At 60.3% G+C, this 21,133-nt stretch carries 17 protein-coding genes; 7 read left to right on the top strand and 10 right to left on the bottom strand.

What is annotated here, in order from left to right:
- Positions 1-84: 84 nt before the first annotated feature.
- The 6 genes from ASD46_RS21225 to ASD46_RS21250 form a co-directional block, all read right to left on the bottom strand.
- Positions 85-879 (bottom strand): inositol monophosphatase family protein, encoded by a 795-nt coding sequence (locus ASD46_RS21225; protein WP_162248397.1) that lies wholly within the window; start codon positions 877-879, stop codon positions 85-87.
- Entirely contained in the window at positions 867-1,763 is an 897-nt protein-coding gene (locus tag ASD46_RS21230) for a glycerophosphodiester phosphodiesterase family protein (RefSeq protein WP_060642643.1), read from the bottom strand. The genes ASD46_RS21225 and ASD46_RS21230 overlap by 13 nt, the downstream gene beginning before the upstream one ends.
- Before the next feature lie 47 nt (positions 1,764-1,810).
- Positions 1,811-2,674 carry an ABC transporter permease gene (locus tag ASD46_RS21235; RefSeq protein ID WP_060642644.1) on the bottom strand — a complete coding sequence of 288 codons (864 nt, stop codon included), beginning with the start codon at positions 2,672-2,674 and terminating at the stop codon, positions 1,811-1,813.
- A complete protein-coding gene (locus ASD46_RS21240) occupies positions 2,674-3,528 on the bottom strand; it encodes an ABC transporter permease (protein ID WP_060642645.1) in 855 nt (284 codons plus the stop codon). Before ASD46_RS21240 ends, ASD46_RS21235 begins: the two co-directional genes overlap by 1 nt.
- A complete protein-coding gene (locus ASD46_RS21245) occupies positions 3,528-4,568 on the bottom strand; it encodes an ABC transporter ATP-binding protein (RefSeq protein WP_025594997.1) in 1,041 nt (346 codons plus the stop codon). Before ASD46_RS21245 ends, ASD46_RS21240 begins: the two co-directional genes overlap by 1 nt.
- An 85-nt stretch (positions 4,569-4,653) precedes the next feature.
- A complete protein-coding gene (locus tag ASD46_RS21250; RefSeq protein WP_060642646.1) occupies positions 4,654-5,883 on the bottom strand; it encodes an extracellular solute-binding protein in 1,230 nt (409 codons plus the stop codon).
- Between the two features lie 145 nt (positions 5,884-6,028).
- Here ASD46_RS21250 and ASD46_RS21255 point away from each other — a divergent pair, with 145 nt between their 5' ends.
- On the top strand, positions 6,029-7,177 hold the full coding sequence (locus ASD46_RS21255) for an ROK family transcriptional regulator (protein ID WP_060642789.1): 1,149 nt from the start codon (positions 6,029-6,031) through the stop codon (positions 7,175-7,177).
- A 56-nt stretch (positions 7,178-7,233) separates the two neighbouring features.
- On the opposite strand, the gene ASD46_RS21260 is transcribed toward ASD46_RS21255, so the two are convergent.
- Complete coding sequence (locus tag ASD46_RS21260; protein WP_060642647.1) at positions 7,234-9,216, bottom strand: phosphatase PAP2 family protein; 1,983 nt, start codon at positions 9,214-9,216, stop codon at positions 7,234-7,236.
- 231 nt (positions 9,217-9,447) lie between these two features.
- Positions 9,448-10,728 (bottom strand): ABC transporter substrate-binding protein, encoded by a 1,281-nt coding sequence (locus tag ASD46_RS21265; RefSeq protein ID WP_060642790.1) that lies wholly within the window; start codon positions 10,726-10,728, stop codon positions 9,448-9,450.
- Between the two features lie 194 nt (positions 10,729-10,922).
- Here ASD46_RS21265 and ASD46_RS21270 point away from each other — a divergent pair, with 194 nt between their 5' ends.
- From ASD46_RS21270 to ASD46_RS21295, 6 genes are read left to right on the top strand one after another with little or no spacing between them, the layout of a single operon-like run.
- Complete coding sequence (locus tag ASD46_RS21270) at positions 10,923-13,448, top strand: hypothetical protein (RefSeq protein WP_060642648.1); 2,526 nt, start codon at positions 10,923-10,925, stop codon at positions 13,446-13,448.
- A 13-nt stretch (positions 13,449-13,461) separates the two neighbouring features.
- Complete coding sequence (locus ASD46_RS21275; RefSeq protein WP_013762386.1) at positions 13,462-14,556, top strand: glycoside hydrolase family 88 protein; 1,095 nt, start codon at positions 13,462-13,464, stop codon at positions 14,554-14,556.
- Positions 14,553-15,905 (top strand): glycoside hydrolase family 28 protein, encoded by a 1,353-nt coding sequence (locus ASD46_RS21280; RefSeq protein WP_025595002.1) that lies wholly within the window; start codon positions 14,553-14,555, stop codon positions 15,903-15,905. Before ASD46_RS21275 ends, ASD46_RS21280 begins: the two co-directional genes overlap by 4 nt.
- Entirely contained in the window at positions 15,905-17,011 is a 1,107-nt protein-coding gene (locus tag ASD46_RS21285) for an ABC transporter ATP-binding protein (protein ID WP_060642649.1), read from the top strand. Before ASD46_RS21280 ends, ASD46_RS21285 begins: the two co-directional genes overlap by 1 nt.
- 1 nt (position 17,012) lies before the next feature.
- Positions 17,013-18,008: a carbohydrate ABC transporter permease gene (locus tag ASD46_RS21290; RefSeq protein ID WP_004431062.1), complete on the top strand. Its 996-nt coding sequence runs from the start codon at positions 17,013-17,015 to the stop codon at positions 18,006-18,008.
- 2 nt (positions 18,009-18,010) lie between these two features.
- Positions 18,011-19,069, top strand: a complete 1,059-nt coding sequence (locus ASD46_RS21295) for a carbohydrate ABC transporter permease (protein ID WP_013762383.1) — start codon at positions 18,011-18,013, stop codon at positions 19,067-19,069.
- Between the two features lie 10 nt (positions 19,070-19,079).
- Here ASD46_RS21295 and ASD46_RS21300 read toward each other — a convergent pair whose 3' ends face one another.
- Both ASD46_RS21300 and ASD46_RS21305 read right to left on the bottom strand, forming a co-directional pair.
- Entirely contained in the window at positions 19,080-20,126 is a 1,047-nt protein-coding gene (locus ASD46_RS21300; RefSeq protein ID WP_013762382.1) for a LacI family DNA-binding transcriptional regulator, read from the bottom strand.
- A gap of 220 nt (positions 20,127-20,346) precedes the next feature.
- A complete protein-coding gene (locus ASD46_RS21305; RefSeq protein WP_035200234.1) occupies positions 20,347-21,132 on the bottom strand; it encodes a TIM barrel protein in 786 nt (261 codons plus the stop codon).
- Position 21,133: the final 1 nt, after the last annotated feature.

Genomic DNA, 21,133 nt, shown 5'->3' on the forward strand with positions numbered 1-21,133 from the left:
TCGTCAGAGGCTTTTCGGTCCAGTTGCCGGTGGAAGGCGCCAAGTGTCTGGATCTCTCACCCGGCACCGATTTTTATGGGAATTTCAGGCAAGTTCGGCCGGCACCAATTCCGCGATCTCCGGCCAGAGAGTTTCCGTCGCGGCCATCAATTCAGGCGTTGCGGCGGCAACCCAGGGAATGCCGGTTTCGCCGCGCGTTCCAATCCGAACGTCAAGACCCGCCTCCCGTGCCAGGACAACGCCACCGGCGATGTCCCACATGGTCGTCAGTTTTTGCAGATGGCCATCAAAGATGCCGCGCGCTGCAAAAACCAGTGAAATCGAGGTCGAACGGATGGATTCCACCACCCAGCCCGCATGCCTCAAGCCGACATTGAGCGCCGCCACCTCCGCGGCATCGGCAGACGCGCTGTCACCGAGCGACATCACCTGCACTTCCTTAAATGGAACATCGCGCGCAAGCGGCTTGCCGTTCAGCAACAACCCTGTTCCTTCGGCAGCCGAATAGATCTCCTGGAAGACTGGCATGGCGACGACCCCGATTTCCGGGACGCCGTTGCGCACGAAGCCCAGCGAGATGCCCCAGAGTGGTGAGCCGCGAAGGAAGTTTGCGGTGCCGTCGATGGGATCGATGATCCAATAGGCGTCATCTGCGATCCCGCCCATCTCCTCGCCGAGAACGGTTTCACCCGGAAATGCCGCCGCCAGCCGGTCGCGCACCAGCCTTTCAACCGCGGTATCCGCTTCCGAGACGAAGTCCTGAAAACCCTTGGTGCGGGTGGCGATGCTGCCGCGCGCTTCGAAAAAGCGAAGGGCAAGCCCCATCGCCTCCTCTATGATGCCGGCTGCACGCTCGAGGCGCTGGTTCATCGTGTCCATGACCTGCCCGTCTCGCCTGCATCAGCCTTCAGCCAGCCCGTGAAGGCCTCGACTTCATCCGTCTGGATTGCACCGACGCCGACCTGCGCCAGTGCGCCCCACACACCTTCTGCATCGGAAAGTGCGCGCGTGTCGTTGAGATCGAGGCAATGGGAAACGTCGAGCGTGTTAATCCAGAGGCGGATATTCTGACGCTCCATTTCGGCGCGGCCTTCGACCAGATCAGCGATATCGGTAAATTTTACCTCTATCATCGGCGCGCGCAACGCTTCGATGCGGCGCAGATCCTCGGCAAACTTGCCCTTTCTCACCGGAAACATCGGCATATGCGGAATTTTGCCGAACCAGTCGGTATCCAGCACATCGAAATGCTCGGCTTCAGGATCGATATCGGTTTTCACCAGAACCTGATCCGCGACGCCGAGGCGCAGTACGGTTTCCATGACCTGCGGCAGGTCACGGGTGAACTTGGTATCGATATTGACGGTGATTTTGCCACGCGCCTCTTCCAGCAATTCTTCCAGCGTCGGTACGCATTCCTCCGTCACATCGGCTGCATCGCCGCCAGCACCTGCCTTCAGCCGTGCGGAACGGACGACATCAAAGGCCAGTTCGCTCACTGTCCCCCGCCCCGTCGTCGTGCGGTCGAGCGTCTCGTCGTGAATGACGACCAGCCGACCATCGGCCGTCGCCTGCGTGTCGATCTCGATCATCTCGACCCCGGCAGCGACCGCTGCGCGAACCGAAGCCAGCGAATTTTCAGCGGTCGCGGTCCAGAACCCACGATGGGCGATGGTGAGGATCGCGGGATTGTCGCGCGAGCAGAGGGCGAGAACGTTGCACGGATTGGAGACTTTTCGTTGGGCTGCAAGGGCTTGAGGCATTTTTTTCACTTTCGGATGTTGCGTTTACCGGAGTTGGGTTGCCCGGATCAGATTTTCCCCATGCCCGCCGCCATCAGGTCGTCACGCAGAATGCGGCCGGCGATGATGAAAACGACGAGTGCGGGAAGAAGCAGGATGAAGGAGACGATGGAGGCGAGCGGGATCTGCATCGAATAGGGGTCGAGATACATGTAGAGCTTGATCGGCAGCGTCTGCACGACAGGCGCACCGACGATGAAGGACTTGTCGAATTCCTCGAAGCTGCCGATGAAGGACATCAGGCCACCGGCCAGAAGGCCGGGCACCGCAAGCGGCAGGATGATGTGGATGACAATGCCGGCCGTTCCCGCGCCGAGCGAACGGGCGGCATGGATCAGGTCGTCGGGAATGGTTTCTAGCGTCGCCGTCATCAGCCGTATCATCAGCGGCAGCGTGCCGACGATCTGCACAAGGATGACCCCGGTGACCGAATAAGCGAGACCAAAAAGAAGAAACACCTGGCCGATGCCGACAGCGACGACCAGCCCCGGAATGATGATGGGGGCCAGAATGAAGATCTCCACCAGCCGTTTCAGCCGGAAGGGAAAACGGGCCATGGCCCACGCGGTCGGCAGTGCGATAGCGGCCGTGGAGAAAGTCACGACGATGGCGATGAGGATGCTGTTGACGGCGGCCTGGATGAGGCTGGCATCGCCAAGAATGCTCGCCCAGCGCGTGGTGGTGTAATCCTTCGGCACCACCAGAGGCGGCGTCCATCCATCGGCAATGCTCCACAGGAACATCAGCGCCAGAGGCACGGCGATAGCGAGCGCCAGCGCGGTGAAGAGCCCGATGGAGACGAAAATCCGGTCGTCCGGCGTGAAGGTGCGGCGGCGTGTCATGGTGACGGGTTCGAGGGCAATGGCGCTCATTATGCGTCTCCTCGGGTTTGGCCGGGGCCGATGCGGGATGTCAGGGAGTAATACAGAAGCAGGACGGAGACCGCGAAGAGGCTCAGCACCATGCCCATGGCATAGACCTGATTGAATCGCCCCTGATTGAACTCCGTGACCATGAGAACCGAAAGCGGCCGGGCAGTGGGCGGACCGACAATATCGGGAATGGCGTAGGAGCCCATGGAGCCGATGAAGGTAAGAAGGATGGCGGCGGTGATGCCTGGCATCGCGAGCGGAACTTCGACGAACAGAAAGGTCTTCAGCCTCGAGGCGCCGAGCGTGCGCGACGCGTAACGGATGTCCTCCGGAATGGCGGCAAAGGCACTGGTGATGATCAGCGTCATGAAGGGTATCTGCTTCCAGACACTGGCGAGAATGACGCCAATGCCCCAGTCGTCACGCACGAGTTTGGGCAATTCAAGCCCGAGCGGCGCGACCAGCCGGTCGAGAAAACCGCCCCTTTCGAAAACGACGATCACCATCAGGCCGACGATGATGCCCGGCACCGCCATCGGCAGCTTGTAAAGGCCGCTGAACAGCTTGCGGCCGAGAAAGCTCTTGCGGATCAGAAGCGCCAGCGGCACCGAAGCCGCAAGCGACACCATCACCGGCATGACACCGTAATAGATGGAAGTCGTCAGGCCGCGGATCATCGAGGGACGTGTGAAAATCCGCTCGTAGAACATCAGCGTGAAGCTGCCATCGTCCTGCCTGAAGCTGCCGATCAGTGCCGAAAGCAGCGGACCGCCGAAGAAGATCAGCAAATAACCCACCCCCGGCGCAAGCAGGACCAGCAGCTGGGCGCGCCTGTCGCGAAGCACCCCGCGCATCACGCCGCCTCCCCTGCCTGCCCGTCATCGAGCAGATGCACCGATCCGGGAAAACGCAAGGCGACCCTGCGTCCCGCATCGATAAGATTTTCCGCACCGGACTGGCTGATCTTGATCTGGTGGCTGCCGATTTCGACCGTATAAAGCGCATTGGCGCCCATGAAGGAAACGGCAGAGACCGTGCCGGCACCCGCCTCGTCGGCGCTGATGTGGATGTTTTCCGGGCGAACCGAAATCTGTGCGGAGCCGGCAGCAGTCGCATCCAGCGTTACGGACTGCTCCCAAGGCAATTGCGCGTGCCTACCCTCAGCCAAAACCGGCAAAAGGTTGGTCTGACCCAGAAAACCGGCGGTAAAGGCGTGTTTGGGCGCACGGTAAAGTTCGAGCGGTGTTCCCACTTCAACGACGCGGCCGGCATTCATCACCACGATCCGGTCCGACATCGCCATGGCCTCGGCCTGATCATGCGTCACATAAAGGCTGGTCGCGCCGATCCGGCGGTGAAGTTCAGTCAGTTCATGACGCAGCGTGTCGCGGAGCTTGGCGTCGAGGTTCGAGAGCGGCTCGTCGAACAGCAAGAGGCTTGGCTGCATGACAATGGCGCGCGCCAGCGCCACGCGCTGCTGCTGCCCGCCGGACAATTGCCGCGGCATGCGGTCCACCAGGCCGGCAAGATTACAGATTTCAAGCGCATGGGCGATGCGGCGCGCGCGCTCGTCCTTCGGGACCTTCTTCATCTTCAGGCCGAAGCCAAGGTTTTTGGCAACCGACATATGCGGGAAAAGCGCATAGGACTGAAAAACCATGGCGATGTCGCGCGCTTCCGGCGGCGCCTGATCGATACGCTTGCCGCCCAGCCGGATTTCGCCTCCCGAAGGCTGGCTGATGCCGGTGAGGATGCGCAAAAGCGTGGACTTGCCGCAGCCCGAGGGGCCGAGAATGGTGACGAATTCGCCCCGCTCGACAGTGATCGACACGGGATGAAGCGCCCGGCTCAAACCGTAATCCTTGCTGATATTGCTGATCTCGAGTTCACTCATGGCGAGGCTCCCTCATGGTTTCGACCAAGGCTCCCGGACCGTTTGGCGGTTTCCAGCCCCACGGTCCGGTCGATCCGGGCAGGTGTTACTGGTTGAGCACTTTTTCATCGAGCGCTTCGGCAAGGGCCGTCGACATGTCCCAGAACGCCGGAACCGACAGGCGCGGATAAACGCTTTGCGGCAGAACATGCTCCTGTACGGCTCTGGGCATCAGGTCGTTGGTGACATCCGCCCGCGGAGACCGCGAAGCCTTGTTCTCCAGCTTCCAGAGCTGGAACTCCTTGCTCATCGCCATATCGATCAGAAGCAGGGCGGACGCGACGTTCTTGGCATTTGCCGGCACGAAAATGGCATCGCCCGAGCCGACCTGGCCTTTTTCCAGCAACGTGACGCGGAAGCTCTCCGGCAACTGCTTGGTGCCGAGGAAGCTCATGACCTGGTCTTCCCAGACGGTGCCCATGTAGAGCTGCTGGTTGTTGATCAGGTTAAGCGTGTCGGCGTTGCCGTTTGTCAGTTCAGCCACGGCAAGAAGACGACGGTAATAATCCCAGACCGGCGTAAGGCACTCGGACGACATTGCCCAGTCTTCGGCCTGCTGCAGCGTCTGATTATAGTCGGTAAGCTGCTTGCGGCAGTCGCCGGTGAGATAATTGAGCGCCACCGAATAGATGAAGCCGCCGCCGGAGCCGCCCTTGGCTGGCAGGGTGACGCCAAGGCGCTTCGGGTTCTTTTCAGCCCAGACGAGAAGATCGTCGAAGCTCTTCGGCACGTCTTCGGCTTTCACGAAGGCGGAATCGTAGCCGAGTGCGGTCTGGTTGAGATGCACCAGAGGGAAGCTGCCGCCATGCGCCTTGCCGAAAACGGTCTCGGCCAGTTCCGGATTGTAATTGGCCATGTTGGGCAAGATCTTCGTCAGCGGAATATTGCCGACGACGCCCTTGGAAGACAAAAGCGGATAGCCGCCGCCGCCAGCGAAATAGGCGTCGACAGGCGAATCTTGCCCAGCCGCCTGCACGGCGATGAGCTGCTGGTTCGCCTGATCTCCCTTCACGTCGCTATAGGTAACCTTGATGCCATATTTGGCCTCGAACCGGGTGATCAGTTCTTTCCACGTATCCGCGAAACTGCCGGCGAAATTGTACATCGTCACCGTGCCTTCCGCTTTGGCAGCGGGAACGACGATGTCATAGAAATTTTCGCGCGTGACCTTCGACAGATCGAAGTCGAGGTTCTTCATGTTGGTATCCGCCGCAAGGCAAGGCGCTACCGTCGTCGCCAGCGCAAGCGCGGCGATCGCAATAAATTTCATGCTCATTGAATGGTTCCTCCTGGGGATCCGTTATTGACCGGCTTCTTATTACTACACTCTAAGTGTATTATTTGTGACAGTCCAGTGAAAAATGCCGTCCCCGGCGCGCGGCCCGAGTTGCGAAGGCCTTGTGCAGCCGCTATCCAAGGTCATGACAACAGATAAGACACCGCGCCAGACCTTCGACCGCCAGCCGCTTGCCAGCGAGAATGAGCGCCTCATTCTCGATATCGTGCGCCGCCACGGCCCCATTGCCCGTGCAACAATCACCGGTCACACGAACCTGACGCAGCAATCCGTGCATCGGTTGATCGAAGGCCTGCTGGAACGCGGCCTTTTGCGTACCGGCGCACCGCTTAAAGGAACGCGTGGCCAGCCGAGCCCGACCATTGAACTGGTGCCTGAGGCGGCCTATTCGCTCGGAATTTCCATCAACACTGACTCCGTGGTGATCTGCATCGCCGATTTCCGCTGCATGGTGGTTGTCGAAGAAAAATTGCGGATGCTTCCCAGCGATCGCGAAATGACGCTTGCCGCATTGTCGCTCGCTCTGGAACGGTTGCTGGCGGACCACGGCATCCCGCGCGAACGCCTGCTCGGCCTCGGCTTTTCAATGTCGGGATTTTTCGTGTCGGAAGATCGGGCGTTCAACGCGCCGGAACCATTGCGCGACTGGTCGCTGATGGACCTGAAACCGATCCTTGAAGAGAAATTCCGTCTGCCAGTCTGGCTGGAAAACAACGCAACCACCGGCGCGATCGGCGAAAGCCTTCGCGGCGTGGGACTGTGGTGCCAGACCTTCGCCTATCTATCCTTCAACTATGGTTTCGGCGGCGGCCTCATTCTGGGAGGTCAGCCTTTCTACGGTTTTCACGGCAATGCCGGTGAATTCAGCGGCATCTTCAACCCGGATGAAGCCGACAGGCGGCCGGCGCTGCAATATCTGATCGCGACGCTGCAGAAACACGGGAGCGAGATAGATTCGATCGAAGCGCTCTATCAGCATTTTGACCCTGCCTGGCCGGGCGTCGAGGAATGGCTTGAGCGGACCATGCCGCAGGTGGACCGGCTGGTGGCGAGCCTGATTGCGGTTCTCGATCCACAGGCGATCGTCTTTGGTGGACAATTGCCGCGCGCACTCGGCCGGATGATGATCGAACGCGTACACATGCCCTCGCAACGCGAACACCGTTACGGCATCGGCCCGCAGGAAGCAAAACTGGTGCTCAGCGAGACAGAAGGCGATTCCTCGGCACTCGGCGCCACCCTGCTGCCGCTCAGGGTCCGTTATTTCCTGTAACCGGGCCGGCCGGGCGCGGCGATTAAACCGCGCCCGCGAAACCTTGGCCTCGCAGCCTATTCGACCACCACGGACAGCGACGAGCCGGTATAAACCGGCCGCACCTTCAAATTGCCCGCGTCGATCGCAGCGAAGGTGCCAGTCAGGCCGTCTGCGGCGATGACGTTGAAGCGCTTGCCGGCAGCGGGTGCGGCGCCATCGAAGGCGAGCCGCAGGGTTGCGCCATCAAGCGTCGCGTTGCCCTTGACCCGCAGCGGAGCCTTTTGCGGATCAAGCGCCAGCGTGCCGCCCGTCTGGGCATAATCGCCGCCAATGACGATGTCACTTTCGCCGTTCAGCAAAAGCGTTCCGCCGGAGACAAGCACGCCGCCTGTACCAAGCGCATTGGCGGAGGATGCCACAAGCGTTCCGTCCTGCAAGACGGTGCCGCCGCTATAGCTGTTGGCGCCGGTGAGCGTGAGCGCGCCACTGCCTGATTTGACGAGACGCCCTGCCCCGGCAATATCGTTCGTCCAGCGGTCAGCCGCATTGAACCCGCCGGCTGCAGCATCCATCGTCACGTCGACATCGCCGTTGAAGGCACCATAACCGGCAGCGGCGGCCACCAGATTGATCCGGCCCCAGCCATTGCTGTCGTCAAGCAGCGGATAACCGGCCTCGATACCGGTGGAGAACAGGACGGCGCGGCGTTGCGCGGCATCGAGATAAGGCAGGCGTGTCTCCAGCAGAACTTCGGCACCCTTCGGCACCACCATGGGCGCATCGCCAACTTTTTTGTCGCGGCTGAAGGACATGGTCATACGCCGGCGATAATCAGCCTCGTTGATCGCCGCATCCGCAAAAGGGTCTACATCCGGTTTCGCGCTATGGGCAAAGTCGATCAGGGACTGTCCCGCTGGTAAGCGTTTGGCAAAATAGGCCTGCAATTCATCATGCGCGGCCTTCTTGAGATCGGCGTTTTTCGGATCCTCCAGAATAGCGGCGGCTATGGCGGTGGCCGTAATGCGGCCGCCGATCACGTCGACTGGGGAATGCATCCCTGCAACGATACGGCTTTCGCCAAGCTCGGAAGCGGCAGTCAACAATTCGGAAAACCGCTCCGGCAAAACGTAGGCATAAGTGATGGCAGCGAGATAGGCGGCATTGGTGTGACCGCTCGGAAAGCCGCCATCCTTGCCGCGTCCACGGTTCTCGCGCGCATATTTGAGCGCGGGCACAATGACGCCGGGATCGGTTTCGTAAGTTTCAAACTTGCGGTCGCCGATGGTCTCGGTGCCTGTCTCTATCACCTCGCCCTTGGCATTCATGCGCCATGGGCGCGGCGTGGAATAGAAATATTTCGCTGGCGACGTCGTGCCTTCCGGGCCACGCATTACCTTCATGAGGGCCACGACATCCTTCAGCTCGGAATCGGCCGCTCCAGCCTCGGTGCCCTTGTCCTCTTCCTTGCGCGTGATGACCTCGTTCGGATCGAAATCCGCCAGGGTGTGGTTGATGGTCGTCGTCGCGCCCGCGCCTTCGCGATACCACGGAGCAAGCGGCCCCATCCCGTCGATCATGCTGTAACCCTGCGAGCGGCGGTCTTTCATATAGGCGTTCAAGGCCGCGGCGGGGGTGCGGTTCTCACCGGTTACGGAAAGCACGTAACGCATGTTTTCCTGCCAGACAGCGGGATTGACGGCCTTCGCATGGCTGAAATCACTCGGACCGTCGCCATTGGCGCCGCCATCCGCCCATTTTTTATCGCCCAGCGTCCAGATGCGATTAAAACCCGAGAGGATTTCGATGACGGGATTGTCGCGGTCGTCATAGGCACGGACGTCTTCGCCCTTGGCATTCTTGCCAGTCTGGTTGCGATAGGTGTCGGAAAGCGGCAGCGGATATCTTGCTGCGGGTTCGGGTACCGTGATGGCATAACCCTGACCTGCGGGTTGAGTGCGCTCGAATGCCTGTGCGTTCGGGACAAGAACCAGCAATGCGACGGAGGCAAGCAAGGCCGACCGCACGAACGGAAAAGACGACATCTTCAGTTTAGCCATGACGAATCCTATGATTTCAGCGAATGACGCGTGACGAAGCGGGCACGCAGCTTCCGGCACGCCTCGCCGTCAGCTTTTATGCCGGGCGTATTGCAGTTTTTTTTCGACTTGCTGATTAAGTCAGATCGCATATGCCACAACAGCCGGCGAACAAGCGGCGACGTATGCCCGGAGCATAACTCCGGGCAGATCGAGAGCATCGTTATTTCGTGATGAAAGAACGGGCGCTCATCATTTCTTGACCGCAACGGCCTCATTGATCTTGGCGACATCGTCTTCCAGGACCTTGCAGGTCTGGTCGAGCGTCAGTTCGCCGACGATGAGCTGGCTCATGCGCTGGACGATCTGCTGATACATGGCAGTGCCACCCTTGGCGTGCTCGAATTCGCGGGCGGCCTGCGGAACATTCTTCTTGTTGTCCAGAAAGACCTTCATCGCCGCCTTAGCGTTTTCGCTCTTCAGCTTGTATTGCGGATCGACGATTTCGGCACCCGTCAGGATCACGTAATTTTCGGCGATTTCCCGCTGCACCTTTTCAGAGCCGAGAAATTCGACGAAATGGGCGACATCTTCGGGATATTTGGTGCGCTTGAAGCCGACAATCGCCGTGCCGCCGGGCATGGCATAGCAACCGGCATCGCCGCAGGGGGCGTTGATCGCGGTCCATTCGAAGCTGTCACCGATCTTGTTCTGGAATGGATTGACCATCCAGTTGCCGGCCAGATAGGTCACGACATTGCCGTTGACGAATTCATCGCCCATGTTCTTGTATTGCGAGCCACCCGCAGCACCCCACATTTCCTTTGGGAAGCTGCCGTTCTGCGTCCATGAATAGATGTCGGAGATGTATTTTTTCGCCGCGTCGTCGGGGAAGCTGAACTTGCCGTCCTTCACATAGGTCGCACCATAAGCGAAGGCGCCGCCAGAGAAGCGGTGGCCGGAGCGGTCCATGGTGAAGGGAATCTGCACGCCGGTCGACTTGGCAACGCGCGCGGACGCCTCGACGATCTCGCTCAATTTCGCTGTCGGGCCGGGCAAGGGTTCACCCGCCTGCTCGAACAGCGTCTTGTTGACGAAGGGCAGGTTCAGCGTCTGCGAGGCCATGTAACCGTTGATCGACTGCGGATCGTTGACACCAGGCAGACGAAGCTGGGCAAGGCTCGAACCGTGCAGTTTGGCAAAGCCGTCCGCATCCTTCATGTAGGGGCGCATGTCGAGATAGTAGGAAGCGAGCTGCCAGTCGGTGATCTTGGCAACATCCGGCCCCTCGCCCACCGCTAGCTGTACCGGCAGCTGCTTGGAAACGGCATCATAACCGGAAGACACGAAGTTGATCTTCACGCCCGGATTGGCCGCCTCGAACTCCTTGCTGAGTTCAGACATGCGCTGCACATAACCCTGGTCGTCATCCGTAAAAAGGAACGTGATCGTTCTTGTCTCGGCCTCTGCGACCGAAAGGCCGGCGATAGAGGCCAATACGAGGGCGCTGACGCCCGAAAACAGTTTCAGCATGCTCATCCTCCCAATGAAAAACTTTTCACAAATCGAATTGAAGCTCCTCGTCTTAATTCGATTTCGTTTGTTTTGCGACTTGACAGAATAAACGTCAAGCTGTTTGTTTCGGCTAAATCGCACAAATCGCCGCAACAAAGCGAAAATGGATTTGTGAAAATAATTTCATAAAGGTCGACGGGAGGCGATCCATTATGACGGATGGACCATTGGCGACGGGCACGTCGCAGCCCACGTATACCGTGCCGCCAGGCGAAACGGTTACCGCCTGGATCGTCTCGGATCTGGTGGAAACCTCATTTCCAGGAATTGCGGCACCGGCGGAAGACCGGGTCGATTATCGCTTCATCAACGGCTTTGTGGATGTTGGCGACCTGCCCTGCCGCAAGGCCTTTCAAGAGACGATGATCGGCCGTGACATCGCGCCCGACTCCAGCTTTACGGTTTCGCACCTCAACCTGCCGGGTTCTAACCGACGCGTTGAATTCACCGGTTTCTGGCACGTTCCGACCCATGTGCAGCGCTGGCTGAAGGGCACGTTCCGCAGCGACACCACAAGACAGGCGCATTTCCGGCTGCGCACCTGCGGCGGCGTGCGCATCTGGGTGGGCGGCGTGGAACAGGTCCGCTTTGAGCCCTTTATCCGCAATGTCGAAAGCAGCCGCGATATCACGCTCGAACTTGCGGCCGGCGATAACGAAGTGCTGCTGCTTTGCGAAGATCTGGCGGAACGTGACATCATCTGGTTCTTCGAGCTTGAGGTTACGGACGCCACGCCGCTCACCGTCGTGCTGCCGGTGCCGCTCGACCGGGGAGAAACGAAACGTCTTGCCGCACTGGTGCGCGATGTTCGCCCCGCACGCGACGTTTTTTCCGGCGCGGCCCTCGAGCTGGTTTTCGGGGCAGCACCTGCCAGCGACCTTCCCGTCCACATTGCGGTGAAAAGCCACGGCCACGAGCGCGCCGCCCTTGCCGAGGTCGATACCGTGCTGAAAGCCGGGCAATCGACCCTGACGATCCCCGAGACGGCAGGCATTTCGGACGGATATCATGGCGTCAGGATCACCATCGGTTCAGGTGCCGGAACGGTAACGCGCGTCATCGACGCAGCCTTCATGGGCGATATGGCGCCACAACCGGCCGCCACCGATATTGCCGAGCGAAAGAAAGCGGCATTGTCCTTCAGCGCCCGCTTTGGTGCATGGCGCATCGGCCGCGCGCTGGCAATGGTCGCTACCGGCAGCGGTGACATGAAGACGATTTCCGGCATCGTCGACGCAACGCTGCGGTCCATCGACCGGCGTGAGGATTGCTCCGATTTCGTGCTGGTGCCACTTCTCTGGCTGGTGCGCGCCTATGGTGACCGGCTTCCCCCTCAGATGCTTGAGCGGATCAACTCTTCTATTCTCTCCTATCGCTACTGGGTGGACGAACCCGGCAACGACGTCATGTGGTTCTGGAGCGAAAACCACGTTCTGTGCTTCCATACCAGCCAGCTGCTCGCGGGAGACTATCTGCCGGACGCCATCTTCAGCGCCTCCGGGCGCACCGGCAGAGGACAGGCGGCACTCGCCACTGAGCGGCTGCAGCGCTGGTTCGGCAGCGTCGAGGCGCACGGTCTCGCCGAATGGAATTCGGCCGCCTATTACCCGGTGGATTTCATCGGCCTTCTCGCCATCGAACATTGGGCCGAACCGGGACTTGCCGCCCGCGCCCGCCACCAGCTCGATCTCATTTTCGAAATGATCGCTTTGCACACGCTTGGTGGCGTTCCCTCCGGTTCCCAAGGCAGAGCCTATGACAAGGAGCTGCGCGCCGGGCCGCTGACGGAACTTGCACCTTTTGCGCAAGTTGCCTTCGGTCAGGGCTGGCTCAACAATGGCGTCGCCTCGCTGCCGATGTTCTGCTGTGGAGATTACCTGCCGCCTCCGCATCTTGCCGCCCTGTCGCAACTGGCAGGCGGCCGCATGGTCGAGGCGCGTTATGCGCAGGGACTGGAGCCGGGCAAACTCGTGCTTTTCAAGAACGAAGCAGCCCAGCTTTCCACTGTGGTGGACCACAAGACAGGTCGCAAGGGCCACCAGCAGCACGTCATGGACATCAAGCTTGCCGGCCATCCGATGGCGCGGCTGTGGGTCAACCATCCCGGCGAAGACGACCCCTGGGGCACGCAGCGCCCCTCTTATTGGGCCGGCAGCGGCATCCTGCCGCGCGTGGCGCAGCACCGGGATATCGCCATGATGATCTTCGATACGGATGATCACCGCAATGATTGGACCCATGCCTATCTCGGTCGCGACGGGCTGGACGAGGTGGTGACGAAGGGTAACTGGCTCATCACCCGCGCGGGCCGCGGCTTTGCAGCACTTTATGCGACCAATGGGCTTGAACCTGTAACAGCAGGCGCCACCGCCGACCGCGAGATCAGATCACCTGGCCGCCGCGCTGGCTGGATCGGCATTATCGGCTGCGGAGATACGAACGCATTCGCGCACTTCCGCGAAAGAATTCTCGCCACGCAGGTCATGTTCGACGCCGACAGGCGCCTGCTGTCTGTCACACCGCCCGGTGGCCCCGAACTCTCCCTCAACTGGGACGGCAACTTCACCATCGGCGGGCAAGCCATGGCCTTCGACCACGAGCAGCCACAGCCACAGATCACCTTCGACAGTGCCAAAACCGCCGCAGGCAACGGCGTGGCACAGCCATTTTACTCCTAAGCGGAATGACCAGATGAACCAGCAAAGCATCGAGAAAGACACTCTCAGAACGACGATCGACAGCGTCGCCGCCGCCTTCAGCCGCCTCAAGGGCATACAGGAAGGCCTGGCAAGCGGCAGTTCCGACGGCAAGATCCAGTTCGATGAATGGGATTGGGAAGTGGGCGTTGGCCTTTACGGCTTCCTGCGCCGGGCGCTTGCCGCAAACGACCAGAAAGCTCTGGACGATCTCGTGACCTGGTACGGCTGGCAGATCGATCGCGGCCTGCCGCCACGCCAGATCAACAGTTCCGCGCCAATGCTGCCGCTCGTCATCCTCACCGAACATGTCGACCGGCCGGATTTCCGGGCGCTGGTTGAAGACTGGGCCGACTGGCTTGTGCACAAATTGCCGAAAACCGAAGATGGCGGCTTCCAGCACGTGGTCAAGGAACGGCTTAACGAGGGTGAACTCTGGGACGACACGCTGTTCATGGCTTGTCTGTTCCTTGCCCGCGCCGGTGTGGTCTGCAAACGCCAGGACTGGATCGATGAGGCAGTCTACCAGTTCATGATCCATGCGCGTTACCTGTCAGACCCCGTGACCGGGCTGTGGTATCACGGCTGGACCTTCATCGGACGCCACAATTTTGCGCATGCCTTCTGGGCACGCGGCAATTCGTGGATCACCGTTGCAATCCCCGAACTCTTCGAACTGGTGCCGACGCTTGCCGAAAAGGACAAACGTTTCCTCGCCAATGTGCTTGCAAGCCAGGTGCGTTCGCTGCGCCAGTATCAGCGCGAGGATGGCATGTTCCACACGCTCCTCGACGATCCGACTTCGCCGGTCGAGACGTCGGCAACCGCTGGCATCGCCTATGGCATTCTGCGCGGCATCGAGGCAGGTATTCTCGGCGAAGAAAACCGCGCCCATGCCGAGCGGGCGCTGAAGGCAGTGCTGGGCAATATCGATGACGAAGGCGTCGTGCACGGTGTGTCGGACGGGACGCCCATGGGCCACGACCTCGATTTCTACCGCCGCATTCCCAATTTGCCGACACCCTATGGGCAGGCGCTGACGATGCTGCTGCTGATCGACGTCTTTCTGAAGAGGCCGCAGGCATCATGAGTGCTCACACCAATATCACCATAGCCGCCGAGGGCCGTGACGCCACTGCCGATATCCAGCAGGCAATAGATACAGCATCGGCTGCAGGCGGCGGCGTCGTGTCGCTCTTGGCCGGACGGCATGTCAGCGGCGGCCTCCATCTTAGAAGCGACGTGGAACTTCACCTTGCACAAGACGCTGTGCTCGCGCCGATTTCCGACTACGACGCCTATGCCCATACGTCCGTTTCTGTCATCGCCGAGGATTCCGATCGCGGCATGATCGTCGCAAAGGGCGCGAGCAACATCGCCGTCACCGGCCCCGGCCGTATCGAGGCTGGCGGTGAGAACTTCATCATCGGTGACGACGAAGCCATGGGAACCTATGTGCCCGCGAAAAAGAGGCCGCGTGTCATGGTTCTGGAATCCTGCCGCGACGTTCGCCTTGAAAACCTCGTCGTCAGCGGTTCGCCAATGTGGACCCTGCACATGGTCGATTGCGAAGATCTGAGTTTCCGCAACATCCGTGTCGAAAACGATCGCCGCCTGCCCAACACCGACGGCATCGTGCTGGATGCCTGCCGGCGCGCACTGATCGAGGATTGCTCCATCTCCACCGCCGATGACGGTATCTGCCTGAAGACCAGCGCCGGACCGGATGGCAAGGCTGTTGGCGCCTGCGCCGATATCACGGTTCGCCGCTGCACTGTCTCAAGCATGAGCTGCGCCTTGAAGCTCGGCACGGAATCCTTCGGCGATTTCACCGATGTGGCGTTCGAGGACTGCAAAGTCATCGCATCCAATCGCGGCATCGGCCTTTTCTCCCGCGATGGCGGCGCCATGCGCAATATCCGCTTTTCGCGGATCGAGGCGGAGTGCCACGAAACGCCGGGCGGGTTCTGGGGATCGGGCGAAGCCGTGACTGTCACCGTGGTAGACCGCCGGCCGGAACGTCAGGCCGGTAAGGTTGAAAACCTTGTGGTGGAAGACCTGAACGGCTCGATGGAAGGGGCGATAAACCTCGTCGCCACCTCGAGCGCCGGCATCCACAATGTCACGCTCGCGCGCATTTCGCTGTCACAGCAGCCCGGCAAACTCGGCACCGGCCTGCAATATGATCTTCGCCCGACCAATGCGGATATTGCGCCAAGTCCGGAGGCTGCCGGCCGCGCCAATGCCTGGACACGCAGCGCCGACGGCAGGATCGTCGGACTTGAAGATTACCCCGGCGGCATGCCTGCGGTCTATCTGTCCGGCGTTCACGGATTTTCTGCGCGCGACGTTGCCATTGGAAGAACGATGCCCTTACCCGAGGGCTGGAATGCAAAAGAGATCGTCGCAGAGACGACCTTGCCCGAAGGGAGCAGGTAATGGGAAGTCTAAAGCTGGAAAACCTCAACAAGGCATTCGGTGCCGTTCATGTCCTGCATGATATCGATCTTCAGATCGAGAACGGGGAATTCGTCGTTTTCGTCGGTCCTTCCGGCTGCGGAAAATCCACGCTGCTGCGCATCATCGCCGGCCTTGAGGATGTGACGTCAGGCACCATCGGCATTGGCGGACGCGATGTCAGCGCGCTCTCGCCGGCCGAGCGCAAGATCGCCATGGTCTTCCAGTCCTATGCGCTCTATCCGCATATGAGTGTGCGCAAGAACCTCGCCTTCGGCCTTGAAAACCTGCGTTTCAAGCGGGCGGAAATCGAAAGCCGCATCAACGAGGCGGCGCGCATGCTGGCTATCGAACCCTATCTCGACCGCAAGCCGAAACAGCTTTCCGGCGGCCAGCGCCAGCGCGTCGCCATCGGCCGCGCCATCGTGCGCGAGCCTGACATTTTCCTGTTTGACGAGCCGCTGTCGAACCTCGATGCGGCGCTGCGCGTGCAGACCCGCGCCGAAATCACAAGGCTGCATCGCGATATCAAGACGACGATGATCTATGTGACCCACGATCAGGTGGAAGCCATGACCATGGCCGACAAGATCGTGGTGCTGCGTGCAGGCCGCATCGAACAGGTGGGCAGCCCGCTCGAGCTTTTCGACAATCCGCGCAACCTCTTCGTCGCCGGCTTCCTCGGTTCACCGCGCATGAACATACTAAAGGGCACATTCGTCGCCGGCAGCGACGGCGGTTTCGCAATCGACACCGGATACGGCGTGTCCCTGCCCTGCCTCGTCGATCCCGCCGTGGCTACCCCCGGAAAGGCAGTTCTGGCGGGCATCCGCCCCTCGCATTTTGTCATCACGCAGGAAATGGGCCTGCCCTTCGAAGTGCAGTATCACGAGAGCCTCGGCACCGAGACCTATCTCTACGGCAATCTTCAGGGCCAGAAAGAGCAGATCATCGTGCACCAGGCTGGCCACTTCGCACCCGCTTCAGGCTCAGTTCTGAACATCATGCCGGCGCGCGAAAGGGTGCATGTCTTCGACCCCGAAACCGAACTGGCGCTGCCGCGCCTTGACAGCCACGGGAGAGATTAGCATGGCCAATCCGACGCTTGCGAGACTGTCCGACCGCGTGCTCGACGCCGTGATGGCAATCGCCGAAGTGCCGCTCAACCTCATAGAGCGGCTGATCGGCAAAAGACGCATGCCCTATATTTTCCTGATGCCGAACCTCGTTCTCTTCGGCATCTTCACCTTCCTGCCGATTGCCATTGCCGTCGGTTACGCCTTTACCGGCGGCACCGAGCTGCTGATCACCGACCGTCCCTTTGTCGGTCTGGAGAATTTCGGCAAGCTACTCGATTGCCAGAGCTATATGGACCCCGGAAGCTGCCGGGAATCGCTGTTCTGGACAGCGATCTGGAACACGCTCTGGTTTGTCGGCTTCAACGTTGTCGCCACGCTGTTCGTCGCGCTGGTCACGGCCCTTATTCTTAACAGGGCGATTGCCGCGCGCGGCTTCTTCCGCGCCATGTTCTTTTATCCCGTGCTGCTGTCACCTGTCGTCATCGGCCTCATCTGGAAATGGTTTCTTGACCGCAACGGACTGCTGAACGCCTTCTTCCAGATGCTCGGCGTGCCGCCGGAAATCTTCCTGCTGGATGTCGGCTGGTCGCGCTTCTTCGTCGTGGTCGTATCCGTCTGGTTCCACATGGGCTTTTACACGCTCATCCTGCTGGCCGGGCTGCAGGCCATTCCCAAAGACCTTTATGAAGCAGCCGCAATCGACGCCGCTTCGCCCCGGCGCACATTGCTGCGCATCACCCTGCCGCTGCTGGCTCCCAACCTTCTCGTCGTACTGATCCTTTTGATGATCCGCTCAGTGCAAATATTTGATGAAGCCTGGGTTTTGACCAATGGCGGCGGGCCGGGCACGGCCAACACGTTCGTGGTGCAATACATCTACCAGATGGCCTTCGGCAGCGATCTCAGGCTCTTCGGCCTCGCATCCGCCGCATCGGTTCTGATGGGCCTTGTTCTTCTCGCGCTGACGCTCGTGCAACTGCGCCTCGGCAAAAAGATGGAGTCCTGATCATGTCCGGCAATATAAACGCAGTCACTTTCCTGACGCGAACCCGCCGCCCCGGCAGGATCGGTCTCACCGATATTCTCTCCTGGGTGTGGCTCATCGGCGGCACGCTCGCGGTGTTGATACCCGTCGTCTGGGCCGCCATGTCTTCGCTGAAGCCGGAAGCCGAGATCACACGGTTTCCGCCGAGCCTTCTGCCGCGCGCCGCCGTGCAGGTGGAAGTTCCAGGTTATGACAGGCCGCTCAGCCTCTGGACCGTCACCATCGACGGCATGGAGCGGGAGATGGCCATGGTCCGGCGCGTTGGCATCAAGGCGCAGATGGTGGATCCGGCCAATCCCGGCCCGCCGGTCAGCGTCGACACGCGCGAAATGTCGCCCGTCCAGAAACTGACGATCGCGACGCAGAATTTCACCGATCCCTTGACCCAGTTCAACTTCCTGACTTTCCTGAAAAACTCGGTCTTCGTCACCGTTGTCGCGACCGTTTTAACCTTGATCGTCAACGCCATGGCGGCGTTTGCTCTCTCGAAATACCGCTTCCGCGGCGAGAAGGCGATTTTCGTGCTGATCATCTCCACGCTGATGATCCCACTTACCGTCGTCATGGTGCCAGCCTATCTTGTTATCGTCGGTGTCGGCCTCGTCGACAATCTCTGGGGTGTCATCATTCCCACCGTCGCGACGCCAACCGGCGTGTTCCTGCTCCGGCAATATATGCTGACGATCCCGGACGAACTGATCGAAGCCGCACGCGTCGATGCGGCCAGCGAATTCCGCATCTTCTGGCGCATCATTCTGCCGCTGACGGCACCTGCACTAGCGGTTCTCGCAATCTTCTCGGTGCTGTGGCGCTGGAACGACTTCCTCTGGCCGTTGATCGTCCTCAGCAGCCGCGAGAACTTCACACTGCAGGTGGGTCTGAACGCCTTCCAGGGCGAGTTCTCGGTGCAATGGCACTATATTCTCGCCATGACCTTCCTCAGCCTGGCGCCGGTTACCGTCGTGTTCCTGTTCCTGCAACGCTATATCACGACAGGCATTGCTGGGACGGGCATGAAGTAAAAGCTCGGTATCACTTGGGGGGCGGTGCGATGCTGCCCCTCAGCACAAGTCGACAGCCAAGTTCCAGCCGGTGCGCAGGCCGGGTCGGGTCGGCGGCGACAAGCCGCTGCTCCAGCAGGGAAAGTGCCGCACCACCCAGCCTGTCGGCGGGCAATTGAATGGTGCTGAGCGGCGGCGCACTGAAGGCCGCCGGCATGATGTCGTCAAAACCCAATACCGAAACGTCATCGGGAACCCGGACACCGGCTTCCGTCAGTGCTTTCAGACAACCGAGGGCCAGATTGTCGGCAGCGCAGAAAATCGCCGTTGCATTTCTGAGCGGGCGCTCCTCGGCCAGCAGGCGACGAATGGCGGTTTCGCCCCATTGGGGTTCATAACTCTCCACCTCAATGACCATATCCGCAGGCACCGGAAACCCCGCCGCAAGAAATGCGTCGCTATAGCCGTCGTAACGGCGGCGGATCGTCGTGCGCCCCTTCCAGGTAATGTGCAGAATATTGCGATGCCCAAGGGAAAGCAGGTGCTCGATGCCAAGGCGGGCGCCGAAACGGTTCTCGGCCGTCACCGTATCGACGATCATGGCCGGGTCCTCGCCATTGATCAGCACCACCGGTTTGCCGAGCGCCGAAAGCGCCTGAACCAGTTGCGACCGGTCATCGTTCAACACCACGATGCCATCCACATTGTCGGCATCCGCCGCCTGCGCCACCGCGACAGGGTCAAGCCGGCTTGTGGCGCTGACGAAGGGCACGATGCGAATGCCGCGCCGTTCGCATTCGCGCCGGAAGCCGTTCAGCATCGTCCAGCTGACCATGTTGAGATCACTTTGCGGAGCCGCATCGTTGGTCATTGCCAGCAACACCACGCGCAGGGTCGCAATCGTCGCCTTCTGCCGGCGGTTTTCGAGATAACCGAGCGAACGGGCCGCTTCCAGCACCCGCTCGCGCACCAGCGTCGTCAAGGGGGCCGTGCCGTTAAGGGCGTGCGAAGCGGTGCTAAGCGAAACATTTGCCTGCTGCGCCACATCCTTAAGCGTCGTTTTCCTGTCTATTTTCATAAAAGGGAAATTCACCCACTCTTTTAAGGATGGGGCGGGCAAGAAACCGGCACAAAGCAGTTGATTTCAAGAATACCCGAGCCCGATTGCTGCTCTGTTTTGTCACGCAAAGATTACAGCATCATCCGTAAAAGCGGAATTGATTTCTCTGTGTTTTCTACCAATCAGCCTGTATTCGAACGCAAGCACCGCCTGCAGCAAACCGCAGGCGGTGAGGCGGTCATAGCGCCTGGGAGATATGGTCGATACTGTCTCTGACGGCAGCAGCCGGGTCTTTCAACTCATGCACCTCAGCCGCGAAAGGCTCGAAGCTGTAAGGCCCCTTGTAGCCAGCGGCCTCCAGCGTCCTGATCTGGGCAAAATTCTCCAGCCGGTCGTCGCTATCCACCAAAACGCGGTGGGCGTCCAGCATGTCGGCGACGGAGACAGCGGGGTCTGTCACGCCTGATATGTGGACGAGGCCGGTGCGTTCGGGGAAAAACACCGTCTCTCCTGCCAGATGGTGATGGAAAGTGTCGTGCACCAGCCTGTAGACATCGCCTCCATCTGCCGCGTCGATGGCCTTGACGGCCTCAGCCTTGGTGCGCAGCGACGAGACGGGGAAACCGAGTGGTTCGACAAGGCCGGTCAGCCCACGTTCCTCAAGGATGGGCTTCATGGCCTTCAGCGCGGCCACGAGATCGTCGAAGGGTACCTGTCGGCCCTCGTTGAGCGGGCACATGACAAGCGCCTTCGCGCCACTTGCGGCGGCGTAATCAGCCATCACGACTGCCCTTTTTGGCAGATCGCCCGACCAGACGTTGAATGGGTATAGCGCGTTGATGGAGATGATGGTCACGCCGGCCTTTTCGGCCGCAGCCTTCACGGCAGCCGGGTCCACCGTGCCGACGATGTCAGGCAGGTCGTTGCGGATTTCGACTTCGCTAAGGCCAAGATTGTGCGCTGTCGCGAAGAAATCCTCGAGGGAGAGTTTTGGTGCGGTGATGTGGTTGATGGCAAAACGCATG

Source organism: Rhizobium sp. Root491 (assembly GCF_001427205.1).
Lineage (GTDB): Bacteria > Pseudomonadota > Alphaproteobacteria > Rhizobiales > Rhizobiaceae > Agrobacterium > Agrobacterium tumefaciens.